This is a genomic window from Kitasatospora sp. NPDC001159 (assembly GCF_053598235.1).
In genome coordinates this window covers 45722-69560 of the sequence record NZ_JBSFJV010000012.1, presented here as the reverse complement: position 1 = coordinate 69560, position 23839 = coordinate 45722, and the positions used below count along the sequence as shown (strand labels likewise).

The 23839-nt window shown below is 73.3% G+C and carries 21 protein-coding genes, 1 pseudogene and 1 riboswitch; of the genes and pseudogenes, 12 read left to right on the top strand and 10 right to left on the bottom strand.

The genetic code is table 11. The annotated features are described in order from the left end of the window. Positions 1 to 137: 137 nt before the first annotated feature. Positions 138 to 1103, bottom strand: coding sequence for an alpha/beta hydrolase (locus ACWC9T_RS09180; RefSeq protein WP_449820405.1), 966 nt, complete (start codon positions 1101 to 1103; stop codon positions 138 to 140). A gap of 224 nt (positions 1104 to 1327) precedes the next feature. Here ACWC9T_RS09180 and ACWC9T_RS09175 point away from each other — a divergent pair, with 224 nt between their 5' ends. After that, on the top strand, positions 1328 to 1474 hold the full coding sequence (locus tag ACWC9T_RS09175) for a hypothetical protein (protein ID WP_449820404.1): 147 nt from the start codon (positions 1328 to 1330) through the stop codon (positions 1472 to 1474). A gap of 54 nt (positions 1475 to 1528) precedes the next feature. On the opposite strand, the gene ACWC9T_RS09170 is transcribed toward ACWC9T_RS09175, so the two are convergent. Next, positions 1529 to 2566, bottom strand: coding sequence for a zinc-binding alcohol dehydrogenase family protein (locus ACWC9T_RS09170; protein WP_449820403.1), 1038 nt, complete (start codon positions 2564 to 2566; stop codon positions 1529 to 1531). 89 nt (positions 2567 to 2655) lie between these two features. Continuing rightward, entirely contained in the window at positions 2656 to 3117 is a 462-nt protein-coding gene (locus ACWC9T_RS09165) for a nuclear transport factor 2 family protein (protein ID WP_449820401.1), read from the bottom strand. A gap of 121 nt (positions 3118 to 3238) precedes the next feature. Here ACWC9T_RS09165 and ACWC9T_RS09160 point away from each other — a divergent pair, with 121 nt between their 5' ends. Then, entirely contained in the window at positions 3239 to 3811 is a 573-nt protein-coding gene (locus ACWC9T_RS09160; RefSeq protein WP_449820400.1) for a TetR/AcrR family transcriptional regulator, read from the top strand. Between the two features lie 66 nt (positions 3812 to 3877). On the opposite strand, the pseudogene ACWC9T_RS09155 reads toward ACWC9T_RS09160, so the two are convergent. Then, positions 3878 to 4968, bottom strand: a pseudogene (locus ACWC9T_RS09155) (VWA domain-containing protein). A gap of 156 nt (positions 4969 to 5124) precedes the next feature. Further along, a complete protein-coding gene (locus ACWC9T_RS09150) occupies positions 5125 to 5946 on the bottom strand; it encodes an alpha/beta fold hydrolase (protein WP_449820399.1) in 822 nt (273 codons plus the stop codon). A 778-nt stretch (positions 5947 to 6724) separates the two neighbouring features. Then, a riboswitch (cyclic di-AMP (ydaO/yuaA leader) is annotated at positions 6725 to 6893 on the top strand. Positions 6894 to 6895: 2 nt separating this feature from the next. Between ACWC9T_RS09150 and ACWC9T_RS09145 the strand changes: the two genes are divergently transcribed. Continuing rightward, the gene (locus tag ACWC9T_RS09145; RefSeq protein WP_449820397.1) at positions 6896 to 7840 is read left to right on the top strand and encodes a CAP domain-containing protein; all 945 of its coding nucleotides are present in this window, start codon (positions 6896 to 6898) and stop codon (positions 7838 to 7840) included. 187 nt (positions 7841 to 8027) lie between these two features. Here the strand turns inward: ACWC9T_RS09145 and ACWC9T_RS09140 are convergent, their stop codons facing one another. Continuing rightward, positions 8028 to 8381: an antibiotic biosynthesis monooxygenase family protein gene (locus tag ACWC9T_RS09140; protein WP_449820396.1), complete on the bottom strand. Its 354-nt coding sequence runs from the start codon at positions 8379 to 8381 to the stop codon at positions 8028 to 8030. Between the two features lie 171 nt (positions 8382 to 8552). On the opposite strand from ACWC9T_RS09140, the gene ACWC9T_RS09135 reads away from it, so the two are divergent. Both ACWC9T_RS09135 and ACWC9T_RS09130 read left to right on the top strand, forming a co-directional pair. Beyond that, positions 8553 to 8801: a hypothetical protein gene (locus ACWC9T_RS09135; protein ID WP_396249103.1), complete on the top strand. Its 249-nt coding sequence runs from the start codon at positions 8553 to 8555 to the stop codon at positions 8799 to 8801. Positions 8802 to 8938: 137 nt separating this feature from the next. After that, positions 8939 to 9115: a hypothetical protein gene (locus ACWC9T_RS09130; RefSeq protein ID WP_449820395.1), complete on the top strand. Its 177-nt coding sequence runs from the start codon at positions 8939 to 8941 to the stop codon at positions 9113 to 9115. A 46-nt stretch (positions 9116 to 9161) separates the two neighbouring features. Here ACWC9T_RS09130 and ACWC9T_RS09125 read toward each other — a convergent pair whose 3' ends face one another. Continuing rightward, positions 9162 to 10667 carry a PTS transporter subunit EIIC gene (locus ACWC9T_RS09125; RefSeq protein ID WP_449820394.1) on the bottom strand — a complete coding sequence of 502 codons (1506 nt, stop codon included), beginning with the start codon at positions 10665 to 10667 and terminating at the stop codon, positions 9162 to 9164. A gap of 31 nt (positions 10668 to 10698) precedes the next feature. Then, positions 10699 to 11223, bottom strand: a complete 525-nt coding sequence (locus ACWC9T_RS09120; RefSeq protein WP_449820393.1) for a MarR family winged helix-turn-helix transcriptional regulator — start codon at positions 11221 to 11223, stop codon at positions 10699 to 10701. A 238-nt stretch (positions 11224 to 11461) separates the two neighbouring features. On the opposite strand from ACWC9T_RS09120, the gene ACWC9T_RS09115 reads away from it, so the two are divergent. From ACWC9T_RS09115 to ACWC9T_RS09105, 3 genes are all read left to right on the top strand, one after another. Further along, positions 11462 to 12661, top strand: a complete 1200-nt coding sequence (locus tag ACWC9T_RS09115; protein ID WP_449820392.1) for a cytochrome P450 — start codon at positions 11462 to 11464, stop codon at positions 12659 to 12661. Positions 12662 to 12777: 116 nt separating this feature from the next. Beyond that, positions 12778 to 12975: a ferredoxin gene (locus ACWC9T_RS09110; protein ID WP_449820391.1), complete on the top strand. Its 198-nt coding sequence runs from the start codon at positions 12778 to 12780 to the stop codon at positions 12973 to 12975. Further along, positions 12972 to 14171 (top strand): NAD(P)/FAD-dependent oxidoreductase, encoded by a 1200-nt coding sequence (locus ACWC9T_RS09105; RefSeq protein ID WP_449820390.1) that lies wholly within the window; start codon positions 12972 to 12974, stop codon positions 14169 to 14171. The genes ACWC9T_RS09110 and ACWC9T_RS09105 overlap by 4 nt, the downstream gene beginning before the upstream one ends. 262 nt (positions 14172 to 14433) lie before the next feature. On the opposite strand, the gene ACWC9T_RS09100 is transcribed toward ACWC9T_RS09105, so the two are convergent. Both ACWC9T_RS09100 and ACWC9T_RS09095 read right to left on the bottom strand, forming a co-directional pair. Then, positions 14434 to 16380 carry a glycoside hydrolase family 5 protein gene (locus ACWC9T_RS09100; protein WP_449820389.1) on the bottom strand — a complete coding sequence of 649 codons (1947 nt, stop codon included), beginning with the start codon at positions 16378 to 16380 and terminating at the stop codon, positions 14434 to 14436. A 247-nt stretch (positions 16381 to 16627) separates the two neighbouring features. After that, positions 16628 to 17671, bottom strand: coding sequence for a homoserine dehydrogenase (locus ACWC9T_RS09095; protein WP_449820388.1), 1044 nt, complete (start codon positions 17669 to 17671; stop codon positions 16628 to 16630). A gap of 328 nt (positions 17672 to 17999) precedes the next feature. On the opposite strand from ACWC9T_RS09095, the gene ACWC9T_RS09090 reads away from it, so the two are divergent. The 4 genes from ACWC9T_RS09090 to ACWC9T_RS09075 are packed head-to-tail and all read left to right on the top strand — an operon-like array spanning position 18000 to position 23838. After that, on the top strand, positions 18000 to 18770 hold the full coding sequence (locus tag ACWC9T_RS09090) for a Crp/Fnr family transcriptional regulator (protein WP_449820387.1): 771 nt from the start codon (positions 18000 to 18002) through the stop codon (positions 18768 to 18770). 43 nt (positions 18771 to 18813) lie between these two features. Next, complete coding sequence (locus ACWC9T_RS09085; RefSeq protein WP_449820386.1) at positions 18814 to 19629, top strand: hypothetical protein; 816 nt, start codon at positions 18814 to 18816, stop codon at positions 19627 to 19629. Further along, a complete protein-coding gene (locus ACWC9T_RS09080; protein WP_449820385.1) occupies positions 19622 to 22393 on the top strand; it encodes a hypothetical protein in 2772 nt (923 codons plus the stop codon). Before ACWC9T_RS09085 ends, ACWC9T_RS09080 begins: the two co-directional genes overlap by 8 nt. Beyond that, positions 22390 to 23838: a hypothetical protein gene (locus ACWC9T_RS09075; protein ID WP_449820384.1), complete on the top strand. Its 1449-nt coding sequence runs from the start codon at positions 22390 to 22392 to the stop codon at positions 23836 to 23838. The genes ACWC9T_RS09080 and ACWC9T_RS09075 overlap by 4 nt, the downstream gene beginning before the upstream one ends. Position 23839: the final 1 nt, after the last annotated feature.

Here is a 23839-nt window from a genome sequence, read left to right as displayed (position 1 = left end):
AGGCGGCAAGGCACCTCTCCGTCCGCATACACGAGCGGACCGGTCCCGGCCCCGAGGATCCTCCCCACATCGAAGCCCACGTTGCGGCCGCACCGTACGCACGAGCGCCGACAAGAGGACCCGGGGAGAACCGGTTCCTACGCGGTGGTGAGCGCGTGCCCCAGCAGCGACATCGCGTCGGGCATCACCCGCCGCCAGAAGCCGTCCGTGTGCTCTCCGTCGGGGAAGTGTTGCTCTCGGGCTCGCGCCTGGCGCGCGACCTCGCGGGCGGCAGGGCAGAACGGGTCCTCCTGGCCGCACCACAGGCCTAGGGTGCCGACCTGCAGCCGGTCCAGACGGAGTGTCGGCTCGTGGGCCTGCCAGTCCGCCTCGTCAGCGTACCCGCCGGTGGTGCGGGCGTCCGCCCAGGTGCGGAAGACGGCCGGGCTGAGCAGCGCCACGGCGTCCAGGTTGCGGCCGGCCTGCGTACGTCCGATGGCGTACTGCAGGGCGCCCGAACCGCCCATGGAGATCCCCATCGCGGCGCGCGGCGTCGGCAGTTGGCGGGCGTGCAACCAGCCGGGAAGTTCCTCGCGGAGCATCGCCTGCGGGTCGTCGCCGCCGGGGGCCTGCTGGTGCCAGTACGTGGCGTCCCCGCCGTCCACCGCGACGACGGCGAACGGCGGCACGCCGCCCTTGACCGCGGCCGCCAGGAACTGCGGCACTCCGAGCGCCACCATGCCGTGCGCGTCGTTCCCGCGCCCGTGCAGCATCACGCAGACCGGCAGGTTCGTGCTCACCGTGGCACCGGGCGGGAGCATGGTCACCATCGTGACCTCGCGGTTCCGCGCCGCCGAACGCACCTGCTCGACCCGCACTGCTCCCGGCGCCACGTCCGGCACCGTGCCGTCCGTCCCGGTCATCCCCAGGACCTTCTTCAGCCCGACCCCACCGGGCAACCACCCCGCGAGCATCCCGCCCCCGGCCGCGGCCCCGAGCAGGGCACCGCCACCCACGACACCGACCCCGAGCCGCAGCAGTCGGCGCCGCGACACCGCGCGGTCGGCGGGGTTCGCCAGGGGCTGCGCGGGCTGCTCGGTAGCGCTGTCGATGTCCATGGTCATGTCTGTCGGCCTTTCGCCATTCGGTTTCATGGGGCGGGCGGGCGCGCGGGCGCGGGCACTGCTCCGGGGCTCGGTCACTGTGCGCGACGAGCGGGCGCGTCAGTTCACAGGAGTGGCAGTGGGCCGGTCGAGCGGACCCGCGTGGCAGCCTGGCCGAGAGCAGGCGGACGGTCAGATGTCGGCACTGTCCCCCAGTCGGCCGGCTCCAGCAAACGATCACCGTAGTGGACGAGGAATCGGACCACCTGGTTCCGCCCACGCTTCATCGTGGGCGGGCGGTCGGCGTGGCGGTGGGGTCCGGGGTGCCGAACCAGCGGGTGAGGGACGGTTGCCGGGTGGTGCTCCAGGACTTCGGTGCGGGCTTCGAGTAGGGGCTGGCGGCGATCCTGGTCAGCGTCGGGGCGACACCGCTCCCTGAAGGGCGCTCACCACCCCGTGAGCGTCGTCTTCCCGACGGCGGTGCCGGCCTCCTGCAGCCGGTGCGCCTCGCGGAGGTTGGCGGCGTTGACGGGCCCGAGGTCCCGGGTGGCGGTGGTGCGGAGGATGCCGGCGTCCACCAGGCGCGCCACCTGGGTGAGGATACGGTGCTGCATGGCCCGGTCGGCGGTCGCGAACCGTGAGCGCGTGTACATCGACTCCCAGTGGAACGCGATGCTCTTCGACTTGAGCAGGCCCATCGGCAGGGAGTCGACGTCGTCGATGGCCACGATCCGGCCGAACGGGTTGAGCACCTCCGCGTAGACGGAGAGGTTGCCTTCCGTCCCGGTCGTGCTGAAGACGTGGTCGACGCCGCCGGGCGCGACCTCGGCGAGTTGCGGGGCGAGCGGCTTCGTGTGGTCGACGACGTGGTCGACGCCCATGCGGCGGGCGAACGCGGCCGTCTCCGGGCGGGAGGCGGTGCCGATCACGGTGAGGCTGGTGAGGGCACGCGCCAGCTGGGCCACCATCGAGCCGACGCCGCCCGCGGCCGCTGTCACCAGCAGCGTGCCGGTCTGCTCCAGGGCGCCGGTGCGCAGCCCGAGCCGCTCGAACAAGCCCTCCCAGGCCGTGAGCGAGGTCAGCGGCAGCGCTGCCGCCTCGGTGAACGAAAGGGAGACGGGCTTGCGCCCGACCATGCTCTCGTCGACGGTGTGGTAGCGGGAGTTGGCGCCGGGGCGGTCGATGGCGCCGGCGTAGTAGACCTCGTCCCCGGCCCGGAATAGCTGCACGTCGCTGCCGACGGCGACGACCGTGCCTGCCGCGTCCCAGCCCAGCACCTTGGGTTCGCCAGCCGGGTCGGTGTTGCGCCGGACCTTGCAGTCGATCGGGTTGACGGCCACGGCCTCGACCCGGACCAGCAGGTCGCGCGGACCGGGCTCGGGGATCGGGAGCTCGACGTCGGCCAGGCTCTCGGGGTCGTCGATCGGCAGGCTCTTGCGGTAGGCGACGGCGGGCATCGTGGTCCTGCGGATCTCGTGGGTCATAGCCGCCACCCTAATCCTCTAACCGATCTGACGCACCGTATGGGTTTGACCCATGGAGCCGGCGGCCCGTCCGCGGGGATTCGCGGAGTTCACCCTTGCGGCCGGTCGGGCCCGTCCCCTTCGAGTGCCGCGACGAGTTGGGCCAGGCCGCCGCCGGCCACGGCGAGGGCCAGGTGGTCGTGGAAGTCGCGGCTGTGGACGATCAGGCCGTCACGGACCCTCAGCACCTGGATGTTGGCGGCCTCGAAGGTCCGTTCGGTGATGCGGTGGCGCACCCGGTAGTCGAACTCGGCGACGACGACCTCCGGATCGTCGGTCGCGCGGATCACGACGTTCGTCGCGGTGAGCTCCAGGGGTGAATGCGCGGCGACCTCGGCGAACCGCTCCGCGAGCACGGCCCGCCCCTCGAAGCGGCGCGGCCCGACCGGCGCGAAGACGGTCTCCACCACGGCGTCCTCGGAGTAGAGCTCGGCCAGCTCCGAGAACCTCCCGTCGGTGATGCCCTCCAGCAGCTTGAGGAAGACGTCGCGCGGTGACGGCGTTCCGATCATGATCAACCCCCATCGGCCTGCGGATAGAATCGGACTGGCGAGTCCGATTTCGACGATACGGACTGGACACTCCGGTTGTCCAGGGGTGGATCCGCCATGGGCGGGAGAGGAGACGAACCGGATGAGCAGCGCTCAGCGGAACCCGTTGCGGGCGGACGCGGCCCGCAACCGGGCCAGGCTGCTGGAGGTCGCCACGCAGGTGTTCACCACCCGCGGCGCGGGGGTCCCGACCGAGGAGATCGCCCGCGCCGCCGGGGTCGGCGTGGGGACACTGTTCCGGCACTTCCCCACCAAGGAAGCGCTGCTGGAGGCGGTGGTGGTGCGCAGGCTGGAGACGATCACGGCCCGGACGGCCGAGCTGATCGCCGGTGCCGAACCGGCGGAAGCCTTCTTCGCGTGCTTCCGGCTGGTGGTCGAGCAGTCCGCGGGCAAGGGCGAGTTCGCGCAGGCGCTCGCCGCGGCCGGCGTGGACGTGCACGCCTCGCTGCAGGAGTCGACCGCGCTGATGCGGGCGCAGTTGGCCCATCTGCTGGCCGACGCGCAGCGGGCGGGAGTCGTCCGCCCGGAACTGGGCCTGCCCGAGCTGATCGCCCTGCTGGTCGGCACGGGCGTCACGATGGAGCAGCTCGGGGACGAACCGGCGGCACGGGAGCGGATCTTCGAGGTGGTCTTCGACGGGCTGCGGCCTCGCTGAGCCCGCCGGGCCGGTCCCACGGCGGGCGTCCGCCGATCTCGGTTCAACAGCTGTCTCGGTTCCCAGTTACAGCATGACGAGCAGCTTGGTGCCCGGCACCAGCTTCCGGTTGACGGAGGTCGACTGGACGAACAGCGTGTACGAGGGGTTCTCGCCCGGCTTCACCGTGGCCTCCGCGTTCGGCAGGCCGAGGAGCCGGCGGGCCGCCGGGCCCGAGAACACCCTGCCGGTCATCCGGCCGGTGGCCGGGTCCTTCTCCGCCACGGCGAGCTGCTTGTTGCCCTGGATCTTCTCGCGCTTGGACAGTTCGTAGAAGGCGCAGCCCGTCTTGTAGACGTGGCCGGCGCTGGTGACGAATTCGCGGATCGAGGTCTGCTGGTCGACCGGGATCAGGATGTACTTGCCGGTGTCCAGGGCGTCGAGGTTGGCCTTCACCTCGGCCGTGTTGAGGTCCTGGCCCATGGCGAACAGGTTCCTGGTGCCGCGCACGCCCTGCTCGCGGCCCCGCAGGAAGCTGGTGGCGGCCGACTTGACGGTGCCGATGGCCTCCTCGACGCCCTGGCTGGAGTCCGCGTCCCAGATCGCGATGTTGCCCGCCGGGAAGCCGTACTCCTGGGCGGTGCGCTTGGCCAGGGAGTTCGGGACCAGGATCGCCGAGGTCCAGTGGTCGGGGAGGTCGTCCATGGCGCCCTGGATGCGGCTTATCCAGCTGCGCAGGACGGCGGTGCCCTTGCCGGCGTTCATGCGGGTGTGCTCTGGCCGCTCTCCGAGCAGCCGGAGGCGTTCTCCTCGCCGTCGGTGACGACGACCTGGAGGAAGGAGTGCTCCCCGTATCCTTCCCAGATGTTCTTCAGGTCGTCGATGGACTTCACGGCCGCCTCGATCAGCGCCGTCGCACCGTTGTCGACCTCGTAGAGGCCCCGCAGGGACGGCAGGTGCTTGACGTCCATGTCCCAGACCAGGTTCTGCACCTCGTGGTCGAAGGCGTAGAGGCTGATCCGGGTCTCGTGGCCGAGCCGGTCGGACTCCTCCTGCAGCCCCTTCACGAACTCGTCGACCACCCGGACGAGTTGCGCCGCGTGCTGGCGCATCGAACCGGACTTGTCGATCACGAGCGAAACGTGGTTGACCTTGTGCTTGATCCTGTTCGCGGACATACCTCTACCCCTTTTCCAACGCCCTTTCGACGCCTTTCCGGCGTTCCCTCCAGCGTTGTTTCCACACTACGAGGAGGCACTGACAATCCACCCTGACCTGGGGTTCCACGGAGCCGACCACCTTCGCTCCAAGAACGTGTGGATATTGACGGGCAATTAGCAGTCGGCGTCGGGCGAAGGCCCGCTCCAAGCTGCCGCGTCTCGAATGGTGGCGGCCAGGGCGCCGGGGGCGGTGAGGTGGGCGGCGTGTCCCTGGCCGGTGAGGGTGACGACTCGCGCCTGCGGCAGGGCACCGGCCAGGTCGGCCAGGCGTTCGCGCAGGTGGGCGGGGCTGAGGTCGCCCTCGATCAGGGTCGTCGGGGTTCCGAGTGCCGCGAAGCGGTCGGTACCGGTGCCGAGGGCGTCGAGAGCCTCGTCCTCCGCGATCTGCGCCGCCGCGTACGCGCACAGCTTCTCCCGCAGGCCCCCGTCGGCGAACATGGCATCGACCAGGTACGCCGGCACGCGCACGATCTCCCCCATGTGGATCCGCATCGCCTCGACCGGGTCGCCGGCCTCGAGCGCGGCGCGGGCCCGCGCCCCCGCCGGTCCGGCGACCAACTGCCTTGTCGGCATGGGCGGTTCGTAGAGGACGAGCCCGGCGAACGCCACCGGCCTCAGGAGGGCGGCCTCCAGTGCGGCCACGGCGCCCGAGGAGTGCCCCACCAGGAGCACCGGCGGCGTCAGGAGGTCCGCTACGGCGAGGACGTCGGCCGCCTCGACGGCCATCGAGTGCGGCAGGGCGATGTCCGCGCCGGGCACGTAGATCCGCCGCCGAACCCTGACGACGCGGAACTCCTCGACGAGGCGGCGGACGACGCCGTCCCAGGACGTCGCATCCCCGCCGCCCGGATGAACCACCAGCAGGATCGGCCCGGACCCGTCGTCCAGGGCGGTGACGGGACGGCCGTCGTCGGACAATGCGCGAAGCTCGGTCATGCCCACCAGCCTGCACCTGCCCACCTTCATGTCACCGGCAGACCACTGACATCCCGACGGCACACGGGCACGGCGCCGTGTACACCTCGGCCCGGTGGCATGACCTCAGGCCGGCTCCAACGGGGAGCCGCCCCAGAGGAGGCCCGTGATGATCACCCCCAGGAGCCGGATCCGGTTCGGCATCCCTCTCCGGCGCCGGCCCCGTCCGATCTGCCCGCGTGCTTGATGAGTACCCCTTGGGCAGGATGCGTGTGCACAGGGCAGGATGCGTGCGCACAGAGAGACCCCCACCCACACATTGGTACCGATGCGGACCCCGCGGGAGATGCCGGCGCCGTCCAGACGCCCCCGGGCACCTGCGCCGCACCGGGTTCACCTGCTCGCGCGCCCTGCAGACGACGCTGATGCGGTCGCCGGCGGCGAAGGCCGGGTCGGTGCGGGCGGTGCAGTCGTCGGCGTCGGGATTCCTCGAACTCAAGCGCGGCCGCACGCGCGGGCCGATCGCCGACCGACGCGAGCCGACCACCTTGTCCACCCCCGCCTCCCGGGGCGGCGGCCGTCGAGGCCGGCGTCGACAACCAGGAGCTTTGTCCGATTAGGGTACTTATGCGGCGCTGTGTCCCTGATATGGCATTCGGTCAGATGCTCGCCGGAGGTCCATGTGATGTGCATCATACGAACTTGTGTCTTCCGGGCCGATCTGTCTAGCGTTCGGGCTGTTCGCACCTGCGAACCCTGCCGCCGGGACGCCGAGTCCTGTCCACCGGTCGGCCGGACGTCGAGCAGTGCACCGGGCAGGAGCGGGGGAACCAGGTATTTCGCCGCGCCCTGCTCGGCCCGTTCGCGGACGAGACGGGTGCGGCTAGGGGTGAAGCCGCTGCGTGCGGCCGGGCTACCTCACGGCCCGAACCCGACAGCTCACCTCGCAGGCGTCGCAGAGGGACGCCCCATGCTGAATTCAGGTACCGGCCGGCATCGCCGTGCGCGCCGGAGACACACCCCGCGTCTGGCCGCCACCGCCGGGATCGTCGGCGCCGGCCTCATGCTGCCGCTGCTGAGCGCGAGCGGAGCCTCCGCCGCGCCCGGCTCCCACACGCACGCGAGCCACGCCGGGTGGCAGGAGCACCACCAGCACTGGCACCAGAGCGACTCCGATGACCAGCACCGCCTCCAGGCCGGCCCGCACGCCGCGCAGCCCTCCGCTCCGGCCTCGGCCGAAGCCTCGTACGCCTCGCCGTCGCCGTCGCCGTCCGCTCCGGCCTCCCACACCTCGGAATCCGCGACCGCGCGCCCCGGCGGCGAGTCCCAGGGCTCCCACTCGGCGCGGCCCTCCGCTCCGGCTTCGACCCCGGCGTCCCACACGTCCGCGCCGTCGTCCCCGTCCACCCCGGCCACGCACGCCCCCGCCCCCGCGGCCGCACCCACCACCCCGGCCGCCCCCACCACCCCGGCCGCGCAGACCGGTTCGAGCTCGGACGCCGTGCAGCAGGTCCTCAATCTGATCAACCAGGCGCGGGCCGCCCAGGGTCTGCCCGCCTACACCATCACGTCGGGGCTGACCAGCAGCGCCGAGGCCCACAACCAGACGATGGCCAGCGGCTGCGGAATGTCCCACCAGTGCCCGGGCGAGGCCGAGTTGGGGGCGCGGGAGACGGCCGCGGGCGTCCAGTGGAACGCCGTCGGGGAGAACATAGGCTACGGCAACGGGGTCTCCACCTCGGCCCAGGACATCGCCGCCATGGCGGTCGGCCTGACCCGGGACATGCTGAACGAGACACCGCCGGACGACGGCCACCGCAAGAACATCCTCAGCAGCGAGTTCACCCACATCGGCATCGCCGTCCACCGGGATGCCAGTGGAACCGTCTGGCTCACCCAGGACTTCTCCAACTGACCCGTCCGTCGAGGACGTAGGCCGGGGCCGGTCCGACCCCGTCCCGTGCGGGTCGGCCGCCTCCGTCCCGCGGGCACCCAGCCCGTGAGACGGAGGCGGCCGGAGGATCGGGAACGGATGAGCGGGAAGTTCCGGGTGTTCGCCCCTCGCGCCGCTGCCCGACCACTGCCCTCGGGCGCTGCGGGACCTACGCTCGCGTGAACCCGTGGCTCCGCTCCACTTTCGCCACATGCAGCGTGTAGCTCTGGTACCACTCGGCTTGCCCGCGCTTCTGCGCCGCACGGTGCTCGACGTTGCACCGCCACTCCGTGAGGGCCTCGGCGTCGCGGAAGTACCCGACGGTGATGGCCAGCCCTCCGGGAGTTTGAGCGTAGTCCATCCCCAGGTACCCGGGGATCTCCTTCACCAGGTCTTCCATGCGGGCGTTGGTCTCGCTGTACCCGCTCTGGTCCTGGGTCCGCACCGCCGTGAAGACAGCCATGTAGTAGGGAGGTTCATAGGCTTCGACGGGCGTGACAGGCGCTTCCGAGTGATCGCTCATGGCGCCACCGTAAGGCGGGATGCACCCGACGGGCCAGCTTCTCTCCGGAACGGGATGCATGAGGGATCGGCCTCTCGACCGAAGCTGTCCGAGCGCTCCTCCAGCCCCCGGAAACGACCACGAGCCCACGACCCGGCCGGGAGGACGTGCCGGAGCCGGGACAATGGGCCGATGACCAGTCAGCTCCCCCGCGGCCTCCAGCACCTCATCCCCACCTCGCGCGCCACCACCGCCGGCGAGCGCGCCGCCTCCCAGCTGCTCCACCTGCGCACCGCGACCGTGCCGGTCCCGGTGCTGGCCGCGGCCGCCGAGCTGATCGCCGGTCAGTTGGACGACCCGGACCCGGCCACCCGCGACGCCGCCGGCGCCGTCCACGCCCGCCTGCTCGCCGCCATCGAGACCGCCGCGCCCGACCGGTAGCAATTCGTGGCAGCCCGATTCCGGTGCCCTGCCGGCGGGGCCGACGGCGGTGCCCTCGATGGTCCGGGGATCCGTCTCGATCCGCGGCGGCGCCGGTAGGCCGGTGGGTGCTCGGGGCGTCGGCGCAGGCGTACGAGATGCCGGAGCGATGGCCCGGTTGGACGGTCGAGTTCTGGCAGGACCGCTGGGAGGAGCACATCGGGGCGGCCGCCGGCCGGTTCCAACCGCCACCGGTCGACCGTGCTCGCGCGCTGGCGGAGGTCCGAGCAGCTGTCGAACTCCGGAACGGCCGGCGGGCGCGCGGGGTGAACTGACGGTCGGCCACTGCAGCGTTCGAGGGGCGGCGACCGGCGGGAGGCTTCACGCGCCGGGAGGCGTTCCACCGTCCGCGGTGACGGCGGGACTCGGAGCGGCGACGGGAGCGGGAGCCGCAGCAGGGTCCGCGGCGCGGGCGTTGTACTCGGCGAGCGTCTCCCGGGTGAAGCCGAAGAAGTACGTGGCCAGGAAGCCGACGACGTAGCCGGTCACCAGTCCGCCGCCGTAGACGGCGGCGCTCGCGGCCATCCCGTGCGGGCCGGCCAGCAGGGGGAACAGGGCCCAGCCGGAGGGGCCGATGGCGGTCGAGCCGACCGCGCCGCCGAGCTGGCCGGCGGCACCGACGAAGGCGCCTCCGGCGGCCCCGCCCACGCAGGCGGTGATGAACGGGCGCCCTAGCGGCAGGGTGACCCCGTAGACCAGCGGCTCGCCGACGCCGAACAGGCCGGCCGGGAGCGCGGACCTGATGACGGCCCGGATGGAGGCGTTGTGGCGCAGCCTCAGGTGGACGGCCGCGGCGCAGCCGACCTGGCCGGCGCCGGCCATGGCGAGGATCGGCAGCAGGACGGTGGAGCCCTGCTGCTGGATCAGGGTGGTGTGGATCGGGATCAGTGCCTGGTGCAGGCCGAGCATGACCAGCGGCAGGAAGAGGCCGCCGAGCACGAGCCCGGCGAGCAGGCCGCCGTGGGCGAGCAGCCAGGTGGCGGTGTGGCCGATGGCGGTGGAGATCTCCCCGGCGACGAACATCAGGCCGAACAGGGCGGCCAGGCCGCCGAACAGGACGGTGATCGTGGGGGTGACCAGGACGTCCAGGGCGGCTGGCAGGATCCGCCTGGTCCACCGTTCCAGCTGGACGGCCAGCAGCGCGGCGCCGAGCGCCCCGACCACTCCGCCCTGCCCGGGGGTGAGGTGGTGGCCGAACGCCTCGACCTTGGCGACGCCCGCGTAGACGATCACACTGGCCACCGCCCCGCCGAGCACGGGCGTACCGCCGAACTCCTTCGCGGTGTTGTAGCCGACGAAGACGGCGAGCAGGGACATGAAGCCCGCGGAGACCGGCCCCAGGGCGGTGACCAGTGACGGTGCCCAGCCGAGGTTCGCGAGCGCCCCGGAGAGGGCGGCGACGATCCCGCACCCGATCAGGGCGGGGATCAGCGGGACGAAGATGTTCGCGATCCGGCGCAGCGCCCGTTTCGCCGGGGTCGCGTTGCGCACGCGGGTCTCCGCCCGGATCCGCTCACCGCGCCCGGCGAGGGCCTCGGCGGTGGGGACGCTCCCCGTTTCGGTCCCGCCGTCGGAGTCCAGGAGGCGGCGCAGCTGCGCGGTGGCCCCGGCGACGGCTCCCGGGCCGAGGACGATCTGGAAGGTGTCGTCCTCGACCGTGCCCAGGACGGCCGGCAGCGCGCTGAGCGCCTGGTGGTCGATCAGGGAGCGGTCGGCCAGGCCCAGCCGCAGCCTCGTCATGCAGTGGGCGACCGAGCGGATGTTGGCGGCGCCGCCGACCAGCGGGAGGATCGCCTCGGCCACGGCGCGGTTCTTCTCGTCCGACATGACGAAGGACGTACCCGGATGGTCTCGTCGCTCAACCGGCGGCGGGCGCGGACCGCTCCGGGAGCGGGTCGTCCTCGGACAGCATGGTGGTGCGCACCCGGTGCACGTAGCGGTCCACCAGGTGGCGCAGCACGCTGACCGCGGCGGCGACGTCGGGCTCCGGGACGCCGTCCAGCGCACTGGTGAGTCCGGCGGTGTTGGCCTGTTTCAGGCGGTCGAGCATCTTCCGCCCGTCGTCCGTGATCGCCACCTGGCGGACCCGGCGGTCCAGCGCGTCCTGGGTGCGTTCCACCAGTCGCTGGCCCTGCAGGCGGTCGATCTGCCGGGTGACGTGGGAGGGTTTGACCATCAGCCGGTCGGCCAGGTCGCTCACCCGGCTGGCCCCCTCGGTCTCGGCGAGCGCGCGCAGCAGGTAGACGTCCGAGCGGGCGGCCGTGATGCCCGCCTTGGCGGTACGGCGTTCGTGCTCCTGCGAACGCGTCAGCAGGTAGGCCAGCGAGGCCAGTACGGCCTCCAGGTCGGAGGCGGTGGTCCGATCGTCTTCGGCGTCCGGCATGGGGGAACTGTAGCGATCCGGTGCGGTCCGCGGCTCCGGCGGGCAGCGGTGACCGGATTTCGGACAGATTCGACCGTCACCCGATGCGCCCTTTCATCGCCACGTAACGCGAGTTAGCGTGACGGTCAGTTAGTTGCTTTTGGCACGTAAATGGCCCGGGCCCTGCCCCACCACACCTGCGGGCCCATCCGACCGGCACCGCCGGCCCCACCCAGCTCCGAGAAGGGGAGCCCCCCTGATGGCCACTGGCGCGAAGACCCCACGCTTCACCCACCCCGCCGCCCGCGGCGCCTGCCCGTTCGCCCCGCCGCCCGCCTACCGGCAGGCCCGGCAGGAGGAACCGGTCAGCCGCATCTCCCTCTGGGACGGCTCGACCAGCTGGCTGGTCACCCGCCACGAGGACATCAAGGCGGTCCTCTCCGACGCCCGCTTCAGCTCCGACTCCACCCGGCCCGGGTTCCCGTTCATCAGCGCGGGCGCCCGGCAGCTGAACTCCGGTCAGCCCACCTTCATCCGGATGGACGACCCCGAGCACTCCCGCCTGCGCCGGATGCTCACCGGCGAATTCATGATCAAGAAGGTCGAGGCGCTGCGCCCCGAGGTCCAGCGCATCGCCGACGACCTGCTGGACCGCATGACCGAAGGACGCTCCAGCGCCGACCTGGTCCGCGAGTTCGCCCTGCCGCTGCCGTCCCTGGTCATCTGCCTGCTGCTCGGCGTCCCCTACCAGGACCACGACTTCTTCCAGGAGTGCAGCCGCGTCCTGCTGCGCCGCGACTCCTCGGCCGAGGACGTCACCGCCGCCCAGGCCCGCCTGTCCGACTACCTGGTCAAGCTCACCGACGCCAAGCGCGCCCAGCCCGACGACGGCATCCTCAGCCGCCTGGTGGCCCGCGGCGAACTGAGCACCGAGGAGATCGGTGCGATGGGCCGGCTGCTGCTGGTCGCCGGCCACGAGACCACGGCGAACATGACCGCGCTCTCCGTCCTCGCCCTACTGCGCAACCCCGACCAGCTCACCCACCTGCGCCGGCACCCCGAGACCGCCCCCGCGGCGATCGAGGAGCTGCTGCGCTACCTGACCATCGTGCACTCCGGCCTGACCCGGGTCGCCGTCGAGGACGTCGACCTGGCCGGTGTGCGGATCCGGGCGGGCGAGGGCGTCGTCTGCATGATCAGCACCGCTAACCGGGACGAGCAGCAGTTCCCGGACGGCGACCAGCTCGACCTGTCCCGCGACGCGCGCCTCCACCTGGCCTTCGGCTTCGGCGTCCACCAGTGCCTGGGCCAGCCGCTCGCCCGACTGGAACTGCAGATCGCCCTCAACACCATCCTGCGGCGACTGCCCGAACTGCGCCTGGCCGTACCGTTCGAGGAGATCCGCTTCCGCGGCGAGATGCTCGTCTACGGCGTCCACGAGCTGCCGGTCGCCTGGTGACCCGGCCCTACCGGGCCGCGACCGAGCGCCGAGTGGCAAGCACCCCAACACGCCTAACATCCACCGGAGTCAGCCCCCACCAGGGCCCCGACCGGCCATGTCCCGAAGGGAAGACCATGCTCATCCACATCGACCAGGAGAAGTGCTGCGGCGCCGGGCACTGCGTACTCGCCGCCCCCGACGTCTTCGACCAGCGCGACGAGGACGGCATAGTCGTCGTGCTCGACGCCGAGCCGCCCGCCGAACTCCACCAGGCCGTCCAGGACGCCGCCGCGGCCTGCCCGGCCGCGGCGATCCGCCTGGAGCAGGTGTGACCGCTCTGCGGGACGTGGCCGTCGTCGGCGCCGGCGCGGCCGGTCTGCACGCCGCCGAAGCGCTGCGCCGGTCCGGCTACGACGGCCGACTCACCCTGATCGGGGCCGAGGACGAACTCCCGTACGACCGCCCGCCGCTGTCCAAGGACCTGCTCGGCGGCGAGTGGCAGCCCGACCGCCTCACCCTGCGTGGCCCCCAGGCACTGGAGGAGCTCCGGCTCGACCTGCGCCTGGGGGTGCGGGCCGAAGGACTGGACCGCCGGGAGCGCACCGTGCAGTTGTCCGACGGCCGACGGGTGCGCTGCGGAGCCGTCGTCGTGGCCACCGGGGTCCGCCCGCGCCGCCTCCCCGGCGCCGACGCGCCGCTGCCCGGGGCGCACGTGCTACGCACCCTCGCCGACGCCATCGCCCTGCGCGATGAACTGCGGTCGGGCGTACGGCTGTTGGTGGTCGGCGGCGGGCTGCTCGGCGCCGAGGCGGCGGCCACCGCCGTCGGACTCGGCGCCGAGGTGACCTGGCTGACCTCCACCACCACACCGCTGGCCGCCGTCCTGGGCACCGAGACGGCCGCGCTGCTGGCGGACCTGCACCGCGAGCACGGGGTACGGATCCACCGGGGCGTGGCCACGGCACTGCTCGAACGACACGGCCGGGCGGCCGGCGTGCGGCTGGCCGACGGCTCCGAACTGGCCGCCGACGCCGTGCTGATGGCCATCGGATCCGAGCCGGCCACCGAGTGGCTCGCCGACAGCGGCGTCCCGCTGGACGACGGCGTGGTCTGCGACGCCTACTGCGCCGCGGGCCCCGGCGTCTGGGCGGCCGGCGACGCCGCCTCCTGGCCCGACCCGCGCACCGGCCGCCGCCGACGCCTCGAACAGCGCACCAACGCCACCGAGCAGGCGATGCACGCCGCCCGGAACCTGCTGGCCGGCCCGGACGGCGCCCGGCAGGCCTACGAACCGGTCCCCTACCTGTGGACCGACCAGTACGGGCTGCGGGTCCAGGTGTTCGGCCGACCCGGCGGCGCCGAGCGCTTCGAGGTGGTCGACGGCAGCCCCGCCGAACACCGCTTCGCCGCCGTGTGCGTACGGGACGGCCGGGTCAGCGGCGCGGTCGGCATCGCCTCCGCCCGGGCGCTGCGCGGGCTGCGCGCCCAGGTCGCGGCGCACAGTCCGTGGCCGCCCGAGGCGGAGTGAACCGGGGCTGCTGAGGTGCCCGCCGCCCCACCGCCGGCCGGGCGGGGCGGCGGGCTCCTCCGCGTCCGCGGTCTGGCGCCGTGCGCCGCCGGGTGCTGGCAGCCGCGGCGGAGCACAACCGGCGCGGGGCCGAGCTGGCTGTCGCGCACCCGTGGGGGCTGGGAGACCACGTAAGACCTCACTCCCCGGAGTTGGCTGCGGTCGATGAAGCAGGAAGAGACTCAGCGAGAGAACCGCTGAGAATCACGCAACGGTCATGTGCTCAGCCGAGCGGGCGGCAGAGCAGGACGTCCGGGACGCCGTAGTGGAGCCAGCGCCAGGTGTAGCCGACGCCCGCCACGTACTCGTCGGAGGCGCACTGGCCCTTGTGGTAGCCCGGCGCCCAGTCGCTCGCCGCGGAGTCGGAGCCGGTGGGGGCCGACGGGCGGTTGTCGGCGTGGTCGAACCAGACGTTGCGGCCGGCCAGCGGCAGCTTCGCGGCGGCCGGGGCGCACAGCAGAGCGGACATGGCGTTGCCGTGCACCGAGTATCCGACGGCGAAGGTGTTGTCCGGGCACTGCAGCTTGTTGTAGCCGGACGCCCAGTCGCCCTCGGTGACGTACCGCTCGTCGGTGACGGTCACCCAGTCCCCGGCGCCCGTGGCCGGTTCGCCGGCGTCGGTGCACAGGCCCCGGCTGTCGCTGCGGCCGAGGCCGATCAGGCGCTCACCGTCGGGGCAGTTGCCCTTGCGGTTGCCGCCGCTCCAGTCGGGCAGCGCCATCATGCGCGTCGACACGTTGTAGTCGCCGTGGTCCAGGTTGAGCTGGTTCCAGTGCGCGGACCGCGCCACCTGGCCGGTGTACGAGGGCGCGTTCACCAGCTTGTTCCAGTCGGCGGCCCGCCAGTCGCCCTGGTCCTCCAACGACAGCTGCCCGCCGTTCGCGTCGTACGAGAGTAGAGCCCAACTATCCTGCGGAACACCGCCGTTCTGCCAGCCGACCAACGGCCAGACGGCGAAGTCGGTGTCGTTGGCGACCAGGATGTCGGTGAAGTTGCGGAACCAGGCCTGCTCCTTGGCGTCGGTCGAGCCGCGCCCGCCCGCGCCGAACTCGCTCACCCACACCGGTGCCGTGAAGTGCTGGCCGGCCTGCGTGACGAACAGCGCCTCCTGGTTGACCACCGAGGCCAGCTGGTCCGGCGTGAAGTCCTCGTAACGCGGGTCGCTGGTCGAGCCCGGGCCGCTGCCGGCGCCGGTGTTGGCCGGGCCGGTGTAGGCGTAGAAGTGGGCGGCGTAGACCAACTTGCCGGAGTTGATCAGGGTGTTGGAGAGCGTGGCGACCGGGGTGAGCATCGGGCGGCCGTGGGAGAAGAGAGCCGATGGGATGCCGTACCAGTTGATGCCCTCCATGATGATCAGCATGTCGGGGTCGGCCTGGAGGATCCTGTTGCCGGCCTCCTCGAAGGCGGCGTTCTCGTCATGGCTGTCGCCCATGCCCCAGTTGGGGTCGTCCCAGGTGTCGCGGCGGACCTCGTTGCGCAGGTCGGCGCCGACGACGCGCTTGTTGGCCTTGTAGCGGTTGGCCATGAACACCCAGTCGTCCTCCCACTGCTGGGTGCTCTGACCGCTGTTCCAGCGTTCGTTGCCGTCCAGGCCGCAGCAGAAGCGGTAGCTGGTGGTGTGGTTGTTGAGGATCACCGCGAAGCCGTCGGCGGTGAGCGCCGCCACGACGGCGTCGTAGACCTGCAGCGGGGTCTTGCCCTTGAGCTGCGGGTTGGCCGCCACCGCCACGTCCGGCACCGTCGAGGTGTCGTGGATCAGCGCGTTCGCGAACGGCAGCCGGATGCTGTTGATCCCCAACTGGTGGAACCCGTTCAGGATTTCACCCATCGGCGCGCGGTCCAGCCCGAGCGGGAGGTTGTACGAGACCTGGCCGGCCTGGTTGTTCGCCGGGTCGGTGGTCGAGCCGCTGCCCTCCCACGTGCCCTGCGCGCCGGCCCAGTTGCCCGCCTTCAGCTTGAAGCGGTTTCCGGAGGCGTCGACGATGTACCGGCCCCGGGTGCTGAGTGGGCCGTCCCAGGAGGCCGCCAGCTGGGCGCCGGTCAGGACAGTGGGCGCGGCGGCGGCGGCCGTGGTGTCGGCCGATGCCGTCGTGGCACCCCCGGCGGTTGTCATGGCGAACGCGAACAGGGCTGTTCCCGCCGCCAGGGCGCGGATCACAGGTCGTCTCATGGTCATTCCCGGACGTGGTGGTGAGGGTGGGGTGCGCGCATGCGCGGGCCTGTCGTCGGACCACCGAGGGCGCGGTCCGACAACAGGCCTGAGGTGTGCATGGTAAGGGCGGGGCCTACGCCCTGTCAGGAGGGCAGGTGCCAGAGCTGGTTGGCGCTGGCCTTGCAGTCCCAGGTGCTGGTCGGTGGTCCCACACGGCCCCGCCGGGGAAGCCCACAGCCCGCCTGCGCCGCGCCGGCGCCCCCGCTCAGCCGAAGCCGAGCCGGCGGGGCGCCAGCACGTCGAGGGTGTCCCGCAGCATCGCGAGCGCCGCGCCGAGCGGGCTGGAACGGCCACCGCTCACGGTGATGTCCCCGGCGTCGGGGCAGCCGTAGACGACCGCCTTCTCCGGACCGGTCAGCGCGTGCAGCGGGTCGCCGGGGACGGTCCGTTCCAGCCGGACCTCGACCACCAGCGGGTGGTCCGCGCTCGCAGTCGCCACGGCGCGCAGTCGCTTCCCGCGGGCGGCCGCGGCCACCGCCTCCCGGGCGGCCCGCGCGTCCACCGCCTCCGCGCTGACGCGCACGGCCGCCGGGTCCCAGCCCCAGAGCAGGGCCGCGAGCAGCCGGGCCTTCGTCGCCGCGTCGCCGCCGGAGAGGTCGGCCGTGGGGTCGGCTTCGGCGATGCCGCGGCGCTGCGCCTCAAGGACCGCCTCGTCCAGGGAGTCGCCGGCCGCCAGGCGGTCGAGGACGAAGGTGGCGGTCCCGTTGGGGCAGGCCCGGATCGACCGGCAGCCGAGACCGCGCACGCCGGTTCGCGCCAGGTCCGCCGCCGGGAGGGCGGCACCGGTGGCGCCGGAGATCCTGATCAGGCTGCCGCCCGCCCGCGCGGCGTCGCCGAGCTCCCGCCAGTGGCTGAGCAGATGGCTCTTGGTCGCCGTGACCACGTGGACGCCCCGGCGCAGTGCCAGGGCGGCCTCCTCGGCGGCCTGCCGCTGCGCCTGCGGCGACGAGGGCAGCGCCTGGACCAGCGCGTGCGCGCCGGTCCGTTCGAGGGTGTGCTCCAACGCGGTCAGCGGGGCCCACGCCGCTCGCGGCGGTACCGGCTCACCCTCGCGCACCAGGACCTGCGCGGATCCCACGCGCACGGCCGCGAGCCTCGGCCGGACGCCGTGGTCGCGCGCGATCTCGTCGCCCCTCGTCAGCAGCCGCTCGGCGTAGGCCCGGCCGACGGGACCGAAGCCCGACAGCACGACCGCCGGATCATCCACCGGTTCGGGCGGCGCGCTGGTCCTACCGTGCGATGAAGGCATCCCGGCAGACTACCGAGCGACCCCGGGATTTCGCGCGCGGGGGCGCACGCCGGCGCATTGAACGTGTACACCGCACTGTTGCCAAGAGATGTCCGAATCGTGTCCAAAATCGGCCCAAGCCTGCTGCAAACCCTCCCCTGACCTGTGACTTCATCGTTCAGTCAGACGCCCGACGGGCAATTGTGAAGACGCCCCACAGGTCTCGTGTGCCCCTCCAGCACCACATCACTTTCGTTGTGAGAAATCTGGCCAAAATCCGCTTCCAGCGGGTCTACGATCTCCCAACGTCAGACCGGATCAGGGCCGTTGGTGATCACCAGGGGGTGGCATGGGCCTGCTCGGCGGCAACCTGCCGTTCGCCCGAACACTCACGGCCCACGATCTCGAAGCCCTCACCTCGCTCGGGGCCGCGCGGACCTTCGCACCGGAGGAGCACCTGCTCTCCGAGGGGGACCGCTCGACGCACGTCCTGCTGGTCCTGACCGGCTGGTCCACGGTCTTCACGGCCATCGACCGGGGAGCCACCCGGCTCGTCCTCGGGCTCCGCGGGCCGGGTGAACTCATCGGTGAGCTGGCCGCGCTGGACCAGCGTCCGCGCAGCGCGACGGTCCAGGCGCTGGGCCCGGTCGAGGCCCTGGTGATCCCCGGAGACGGGTTCCGCCGGTTCCTGGCCGAAAGTCCCCGGGTCGGCAGTCAGGTGATGACCCAACTGGCCTCCCGGCTCCGGGACTCCGACCGGGAGCGGTCGGCGCTGGCCTCGCTCACCGTGGTGCAGCGGCTCGCCCGCCGCCTGGTCGAGCTCTCCGGCGCCGACGCCACCTCCCGGCCGGGCCGGGACGGCGCCGACGCGGTGGTGCACCTGGCCCAGGACGACCTCGCCGCCACCGTGGGCGCCACCCGGGAGGCCGTGGCCAAGGCGCTCCGGCTCCTGCGCGACCAGGGCCTGGTGCGCACCGGCACCCGGAAGGTGGAGATCCTCGCCCCCGCACCGCTGTTGTTGCTCGCGCGTGGGCCGTACGACCAACGGCCTTACGACCAACGGCCGGAGGCGCGACGGCGCGCGGGAGGCGCGCCCGGACCCACCACCCGGCGCGTGTAAACCGCCACAGACAACCCGGCGTGCGGAGCCGGATCCTGACGACGTGTCGAAGACAACCATGGGGGTGAACGTGGACGACCAGGCAGTCGACGCGGTGTACGAGCTGGTGGTGGGCGTGGACGTGCGGAGATCCGGCGCCTACGACGATCCGGGCAAGACCCGGATGCGCCGACAGCTCTACACCGTCCTGGACCGGGCGTTCGCCCGCGCCGGGGTGCCGACCCGGGTCGTCCACCGGGAGGACCGCGGCGACGGCGTCCTGGCGACCATCGCCTCGACCGTACCGCCGGCGCGGATCATCGGCGTCTGGGTGACCGAGGTGCACGAGCAACTGCGCCAGGAGAACCGCGACCTTCGGATGCCGCTCGGGCTCCGGATCGGCCTGCACGTCGGCCCGGTCACCCACGACGCCCAGGGGGTCAGCGGCCACGCCGTGGACCTCGCCTGCCGACTCACGGACGCGGACGCCGCACGCCGGTTGCTCGAACGCGACCGCGCCGACCTGGTGGTGGTGGTCTCCGACTCCCTGTACCGGGAGGTGGTCCGCCACGGCGGCCGCTTCGTCGATCCCGAGCACTACGCGCCCGCCCGGCTGCGGCTCAAGGACGGCGAGGTGCCCGCCTGGGTCCGGCTGCCGGGCCGACCGCGGCCCGCCTCGGTGCCCGAACACGAGGAACCGCACACCGACGGGCCGGCCGCGGCAGAGCCGACCACCGGTGGGACGTCCGACGGTCGCGGCGCCGACGGCGGGGCGCCCGGCGCGATCAGCGTCGGCGGCGACTTCTCGGTGCACCGCGACAACACCTACCAGGCGCCGGTGCACATCGGCCGTACCACCGGGGGAGTCCGCCGTGCCTGAACTGCGCAAAGCGCTCGACGCGCCCCCCGAGCGCCGGACGGAGGAGCCGCGCGAGCGGGCCAACCGGTGGTCGGAGGGCCGCCCGGAGCTCCCGGCCGGCGCCCCAGAGCAGCGCGGACGCGATGAGCGGTCCCGCGACGACCGCGGGCGGGACCCCGGCGAGCGGGACCGCCGCGGCGAACGCGGCGACGACCGGGCCCGCGACGACCGCGACCACGCCGACCGCGACCACGCGCCGCGTCGGCCGGCCGACGAGGAGCCGGGGCGCGCCGGGGACGAGCCGAAGCGCCCCGAGCACGACCAGGACGAACCGGGGCGCCCCGAGCACGACCGCGAGGAGCAGGAGCGCTCCGAGCGCGAGCGCGCCGCCGGCCGCTTCCGCGAGCGCAGCCGCGACCGTCTGCTGGACGAGCAGGAGGAGGAGGGCGGCGGCGCCACCGGAATGGCCGCCACCTCCCGCGCCCACCGTTCGGCCCGCTCCTCCTACCAGGTCGGCGGCGACCACAACCTCTTCGACCGCTCGGTGTTCCACCGCGCCCACATCGGCGACGTGCACCTGCGCCTGGACAGCCGGCAGGCGGTCGGCGCGGTCAGCGGCCCGGTGCCGGAGGCGGAGCTGCGCCGGGTCCGCCGGATCTACCGCGAACCGGAGGGGTACGTCGGTCTCCAGCGGGCGCTGCGCCGCCAGCACGTGCTGGTGCTCGCCGCCGCCCCGGGCACCGGCCGGACCTGCACCGCGCTGGCACTGCTCGACGAGCTGACCGAGGTCGAGCCGGTCGACGACGGGGCGGCGGACGGGCCCGCCGCGGAGGGTGAGAAGGAGCCGTCCGCCCGGGTCTCCCGGCTCGCGCCGGACACCCCGGTGAGCCGGCTGGTCTCCATGGTGCGCGACGGCGAGGACCGGCGGCGCGGCTACCTGCTCGAACTCCCGTCCGGCGGCGGCCGTCCGGTGTTGCCGCCCGAGGAGCTCGAACTCGACGCGCTCGCCGCGTCCCTGGCCGCCCGGGACTCCTACGCCATGCTGGTGGTCGCCGCCGGCCCCACCGCGGCGCCGCTGCTCTCCGGGCGGTACGGACTGATCTGCCCGCCCGCGCCCACCGAGGAGCTACTGCGCGCCCGGCTGGCCGAACGGCTGGCGGAGGAGACCGGCCGGGCGTCCGGGGACGACCCGGATCCGGAGCCCTGGGAGGCGTTCGGGCGGGGCCCGAGCGCCCGGACGTCCGGACGCGCCGAGGAGTTGGTCGACGACCCGGAGGTGCGCGCCGCCGTCGGCCTGGAGGACCTCCGACCCGCCGAGGCCGAACTGCTCGCCGACCTGATCGCGGCCCACGTGCTGGGCCGGCTCACCCGCGCGGACCTGCTGGACGGCTGCGCCAGCTTCGCCCCGCAGCAGGCCCAGGAGTGGTTCGCCGGCGCCGACCGGGAAATCGCCGACACCGCCGAGACCAACGAACGCTCGGCCGCCACGGTGCTGCACCCGACCGCGTCGCGGATCGCCCTCGCCGTCCTCAACGGTTCGGCGCACAGCACCGTCGCGGAGGCCGCGCACCTGCTCACCTGGGAGCTCGCGGTCACCCGCGACCCGGCCAACGCGCCCGCCCGGCCACTGTTCTGCGACGACCCGACCTCCGACCTCGCCTTCCTGCGGGCCGAGTTGACCACCGGCGAGGTGGAGACGGCAGGCATCGGCGCCCCCGCCCGGATCGTCCGCTATCGGGGCGCGGCGCTGCCCGCCGCCGTCCTCGCCGAGGTCTGGGACCGCCACCACCCGGCCCGCGAGCCGGTGGTCCGCTGGATGCGGCAGCTCGCCGACGACCCGCGGCCCGAGGTCTGGGTGCGGGCGGCGCTGGCCTCCGGCGAGCTGTGCGCCCGGGACTTCGCCACCGGCTACGAGAAGCTGGTCCGCCCGATGGCCACCGCGCCCGCCACCCAGCGCCGCGCGTTCGCCGCCACCGTCCTCGATCAGACCGCCCGGCACGAGAGCCACCGGCCCACCGTCCGGGCCCTCGTCCGGGGCTGGGCGGGCTCCGACTCGATCCGGCTGCGCTGGACCGCCGCCATGGCGCTCGGGTTCGGCCACATCTCCCCGGTGGAGGAGGCGCTCGACCGGCTGGCCCGGATCGGCGCCGACGAGGACGACGACCAGGCGCCGCTCGCCTCGCACAGCGTCGTACGGCTGCTGTCCGGCCCGGACGACCGGGCGGTGCTGCGCCGGATCACCGTGTGGACGGCCGACCGCCGAGTGCCGTACCAGGACCTCGGCCTGCTCACCACCGTCCGGCTGGCGCTGACCACGGTCGGCGAGGTGTGGGACGGCGAGGCCTCGCCGGACCTCGCGGACCTCCTGGACTGGCCGCTGCCGTTGGCCCTCGCGGCGACCCGCCCGGACCGGGTCAAAGCCCTGGCCGACCTGATGTGGACGGCGCTGCGCACCCCGCGCTCGCACGAGGCCGCCGTCGACTGCCTGGAGTACTGGCTGCGCGGGGCCGTCCCCGAGGAGGACGGCGGGCTGGAGGACGGCCCGGACACCCGGCGCGGTCTGGCCGCGCTGCTGCCCTCCCTGCTCGCCGAGGACCGCGAACGGCAGCTCCTGGACTGGCTGTTGCGCCGGATGATGAACGACCCCGACGACCCGCTGGAGAAGGCGGCGGCCCGCCGGCTCTGGCACCTCGCCACCAGCGGCCGGCCCGATTCCGGCCGCAGCCAGCGGGACCGGAGCCAGCGGGACCGGAGCCGCCAGGCCACGGAGGAGGACGAACGATGACGGACGACCCGAAGCCCGCCCGGAAGTCCCCCGGCAAGGCCGGGCCGGCGACGGCGCACCCCGCGGGCCCGCTGCTGCGAGAGTACCCGCGCCCGGAGAGCGGCATCCGGCGGCCCGGCGCCGGCGTCGCGCTGGTGGTCTTCTACCGCAACGGCGGTCACAGCGTCGTCACCGCGATGGGCGACGAGCACGTCGGCCGCCCCTTCATGGCCCGCCCGGTGACGGTGTGCGAGGTGGCGCGGGGCACCCACGTCACCCGGCTGTCGCTCCAGGTGCCGGCGGCCGGCGGCACCACGTTCTTCGAGGTCGAGGTGGACGTCCAGTGGACGGTCACCGACTACCTCAAGGTGGTGGACGAGCAGGTCACCAACGTCGCCGTCCGGCTGCGGGCCCCGCTCACCGAGCGCCTGCGCGGCGTCTGCGCCGGCTACCCGGTGTCGGCCGCGGCCGAGGCCGACCGCGCCGTCAAGTCCGCCTGCCGCAACGGCCAGTGGGACGACCTGGGCTACGACCTCGGGCTGCGCGCGGAGCTGTACGTCCGCTTCACCGTGGACCGCAAGACCATCACGCAGGCCGAGGAGGTCCGGGACGACGACCACCGGGGGACGATGGCCGAGCGGGAGCACGTGCACACGCTGACGGGCGAGCACCGTACCGGCGAGCTGCTGCAGCTGAGGATGCAGAAGTTCCGGGTGATGCTCGACGGCGGCGAGTGGAGCCGGATCTGCTTCATGCTCGCCGACAACCCGGGCGAGGCCCGCGCCTTCATGGAGCTGCTGCGCCAGGAAGCCCGCGCGGACAGGCGCGAGCTGCTCGAACACACCCTGGACCTGGTCGAGAAGGGGGTGATCCAGTCCGCGGAGCTGGAGAGCCAGGTCCGGGAGCTGCTGGGCACCGGGGTGTACCGGGTCGAGGGCAGCTTCGGCCGGCCGCCGGTGCGGTCCGCGCCCCGGCGCGGCGAACTCCCGGCCGGCGGGCGCCCCGACGACCCGGACGACCGCTGGGACGACCGGAGTGGGCGGTACGACCGGGACGCGCGGTACGACGCGGACGACCGCGGTGACCAGCGCCGCGCGGACTGGAACGACCCCTGGGACGACGGCGGGAACGCCGGGCCCGACCACGCCGACGCGACCGTCCGCACCCGGCGCACCGAGCGGAACGGCGGCGAGCGGTGGGACGACCCCTGGTCCGAGCCCCGGACGGACCGCGGGGACGACGGACCGCGGGCCCGCCGCGACCAGCCGGGCCGAGACTCCGCCGGCGACCTCGACGACGGTCAACGCCCGTACACCCCCTCCTGGTTGGACGCCGAACCGGAGGCACCCCGACACGCCGCGGCCGACGCCGGGCCGCGCCGCCGGCCCAGCGAGGCGTTCGACGACTGGGAGCCCCGCACCGCCCGGGAAGACGACCGGTCCTGGTCACCGGACGGCGGCCGGTGAC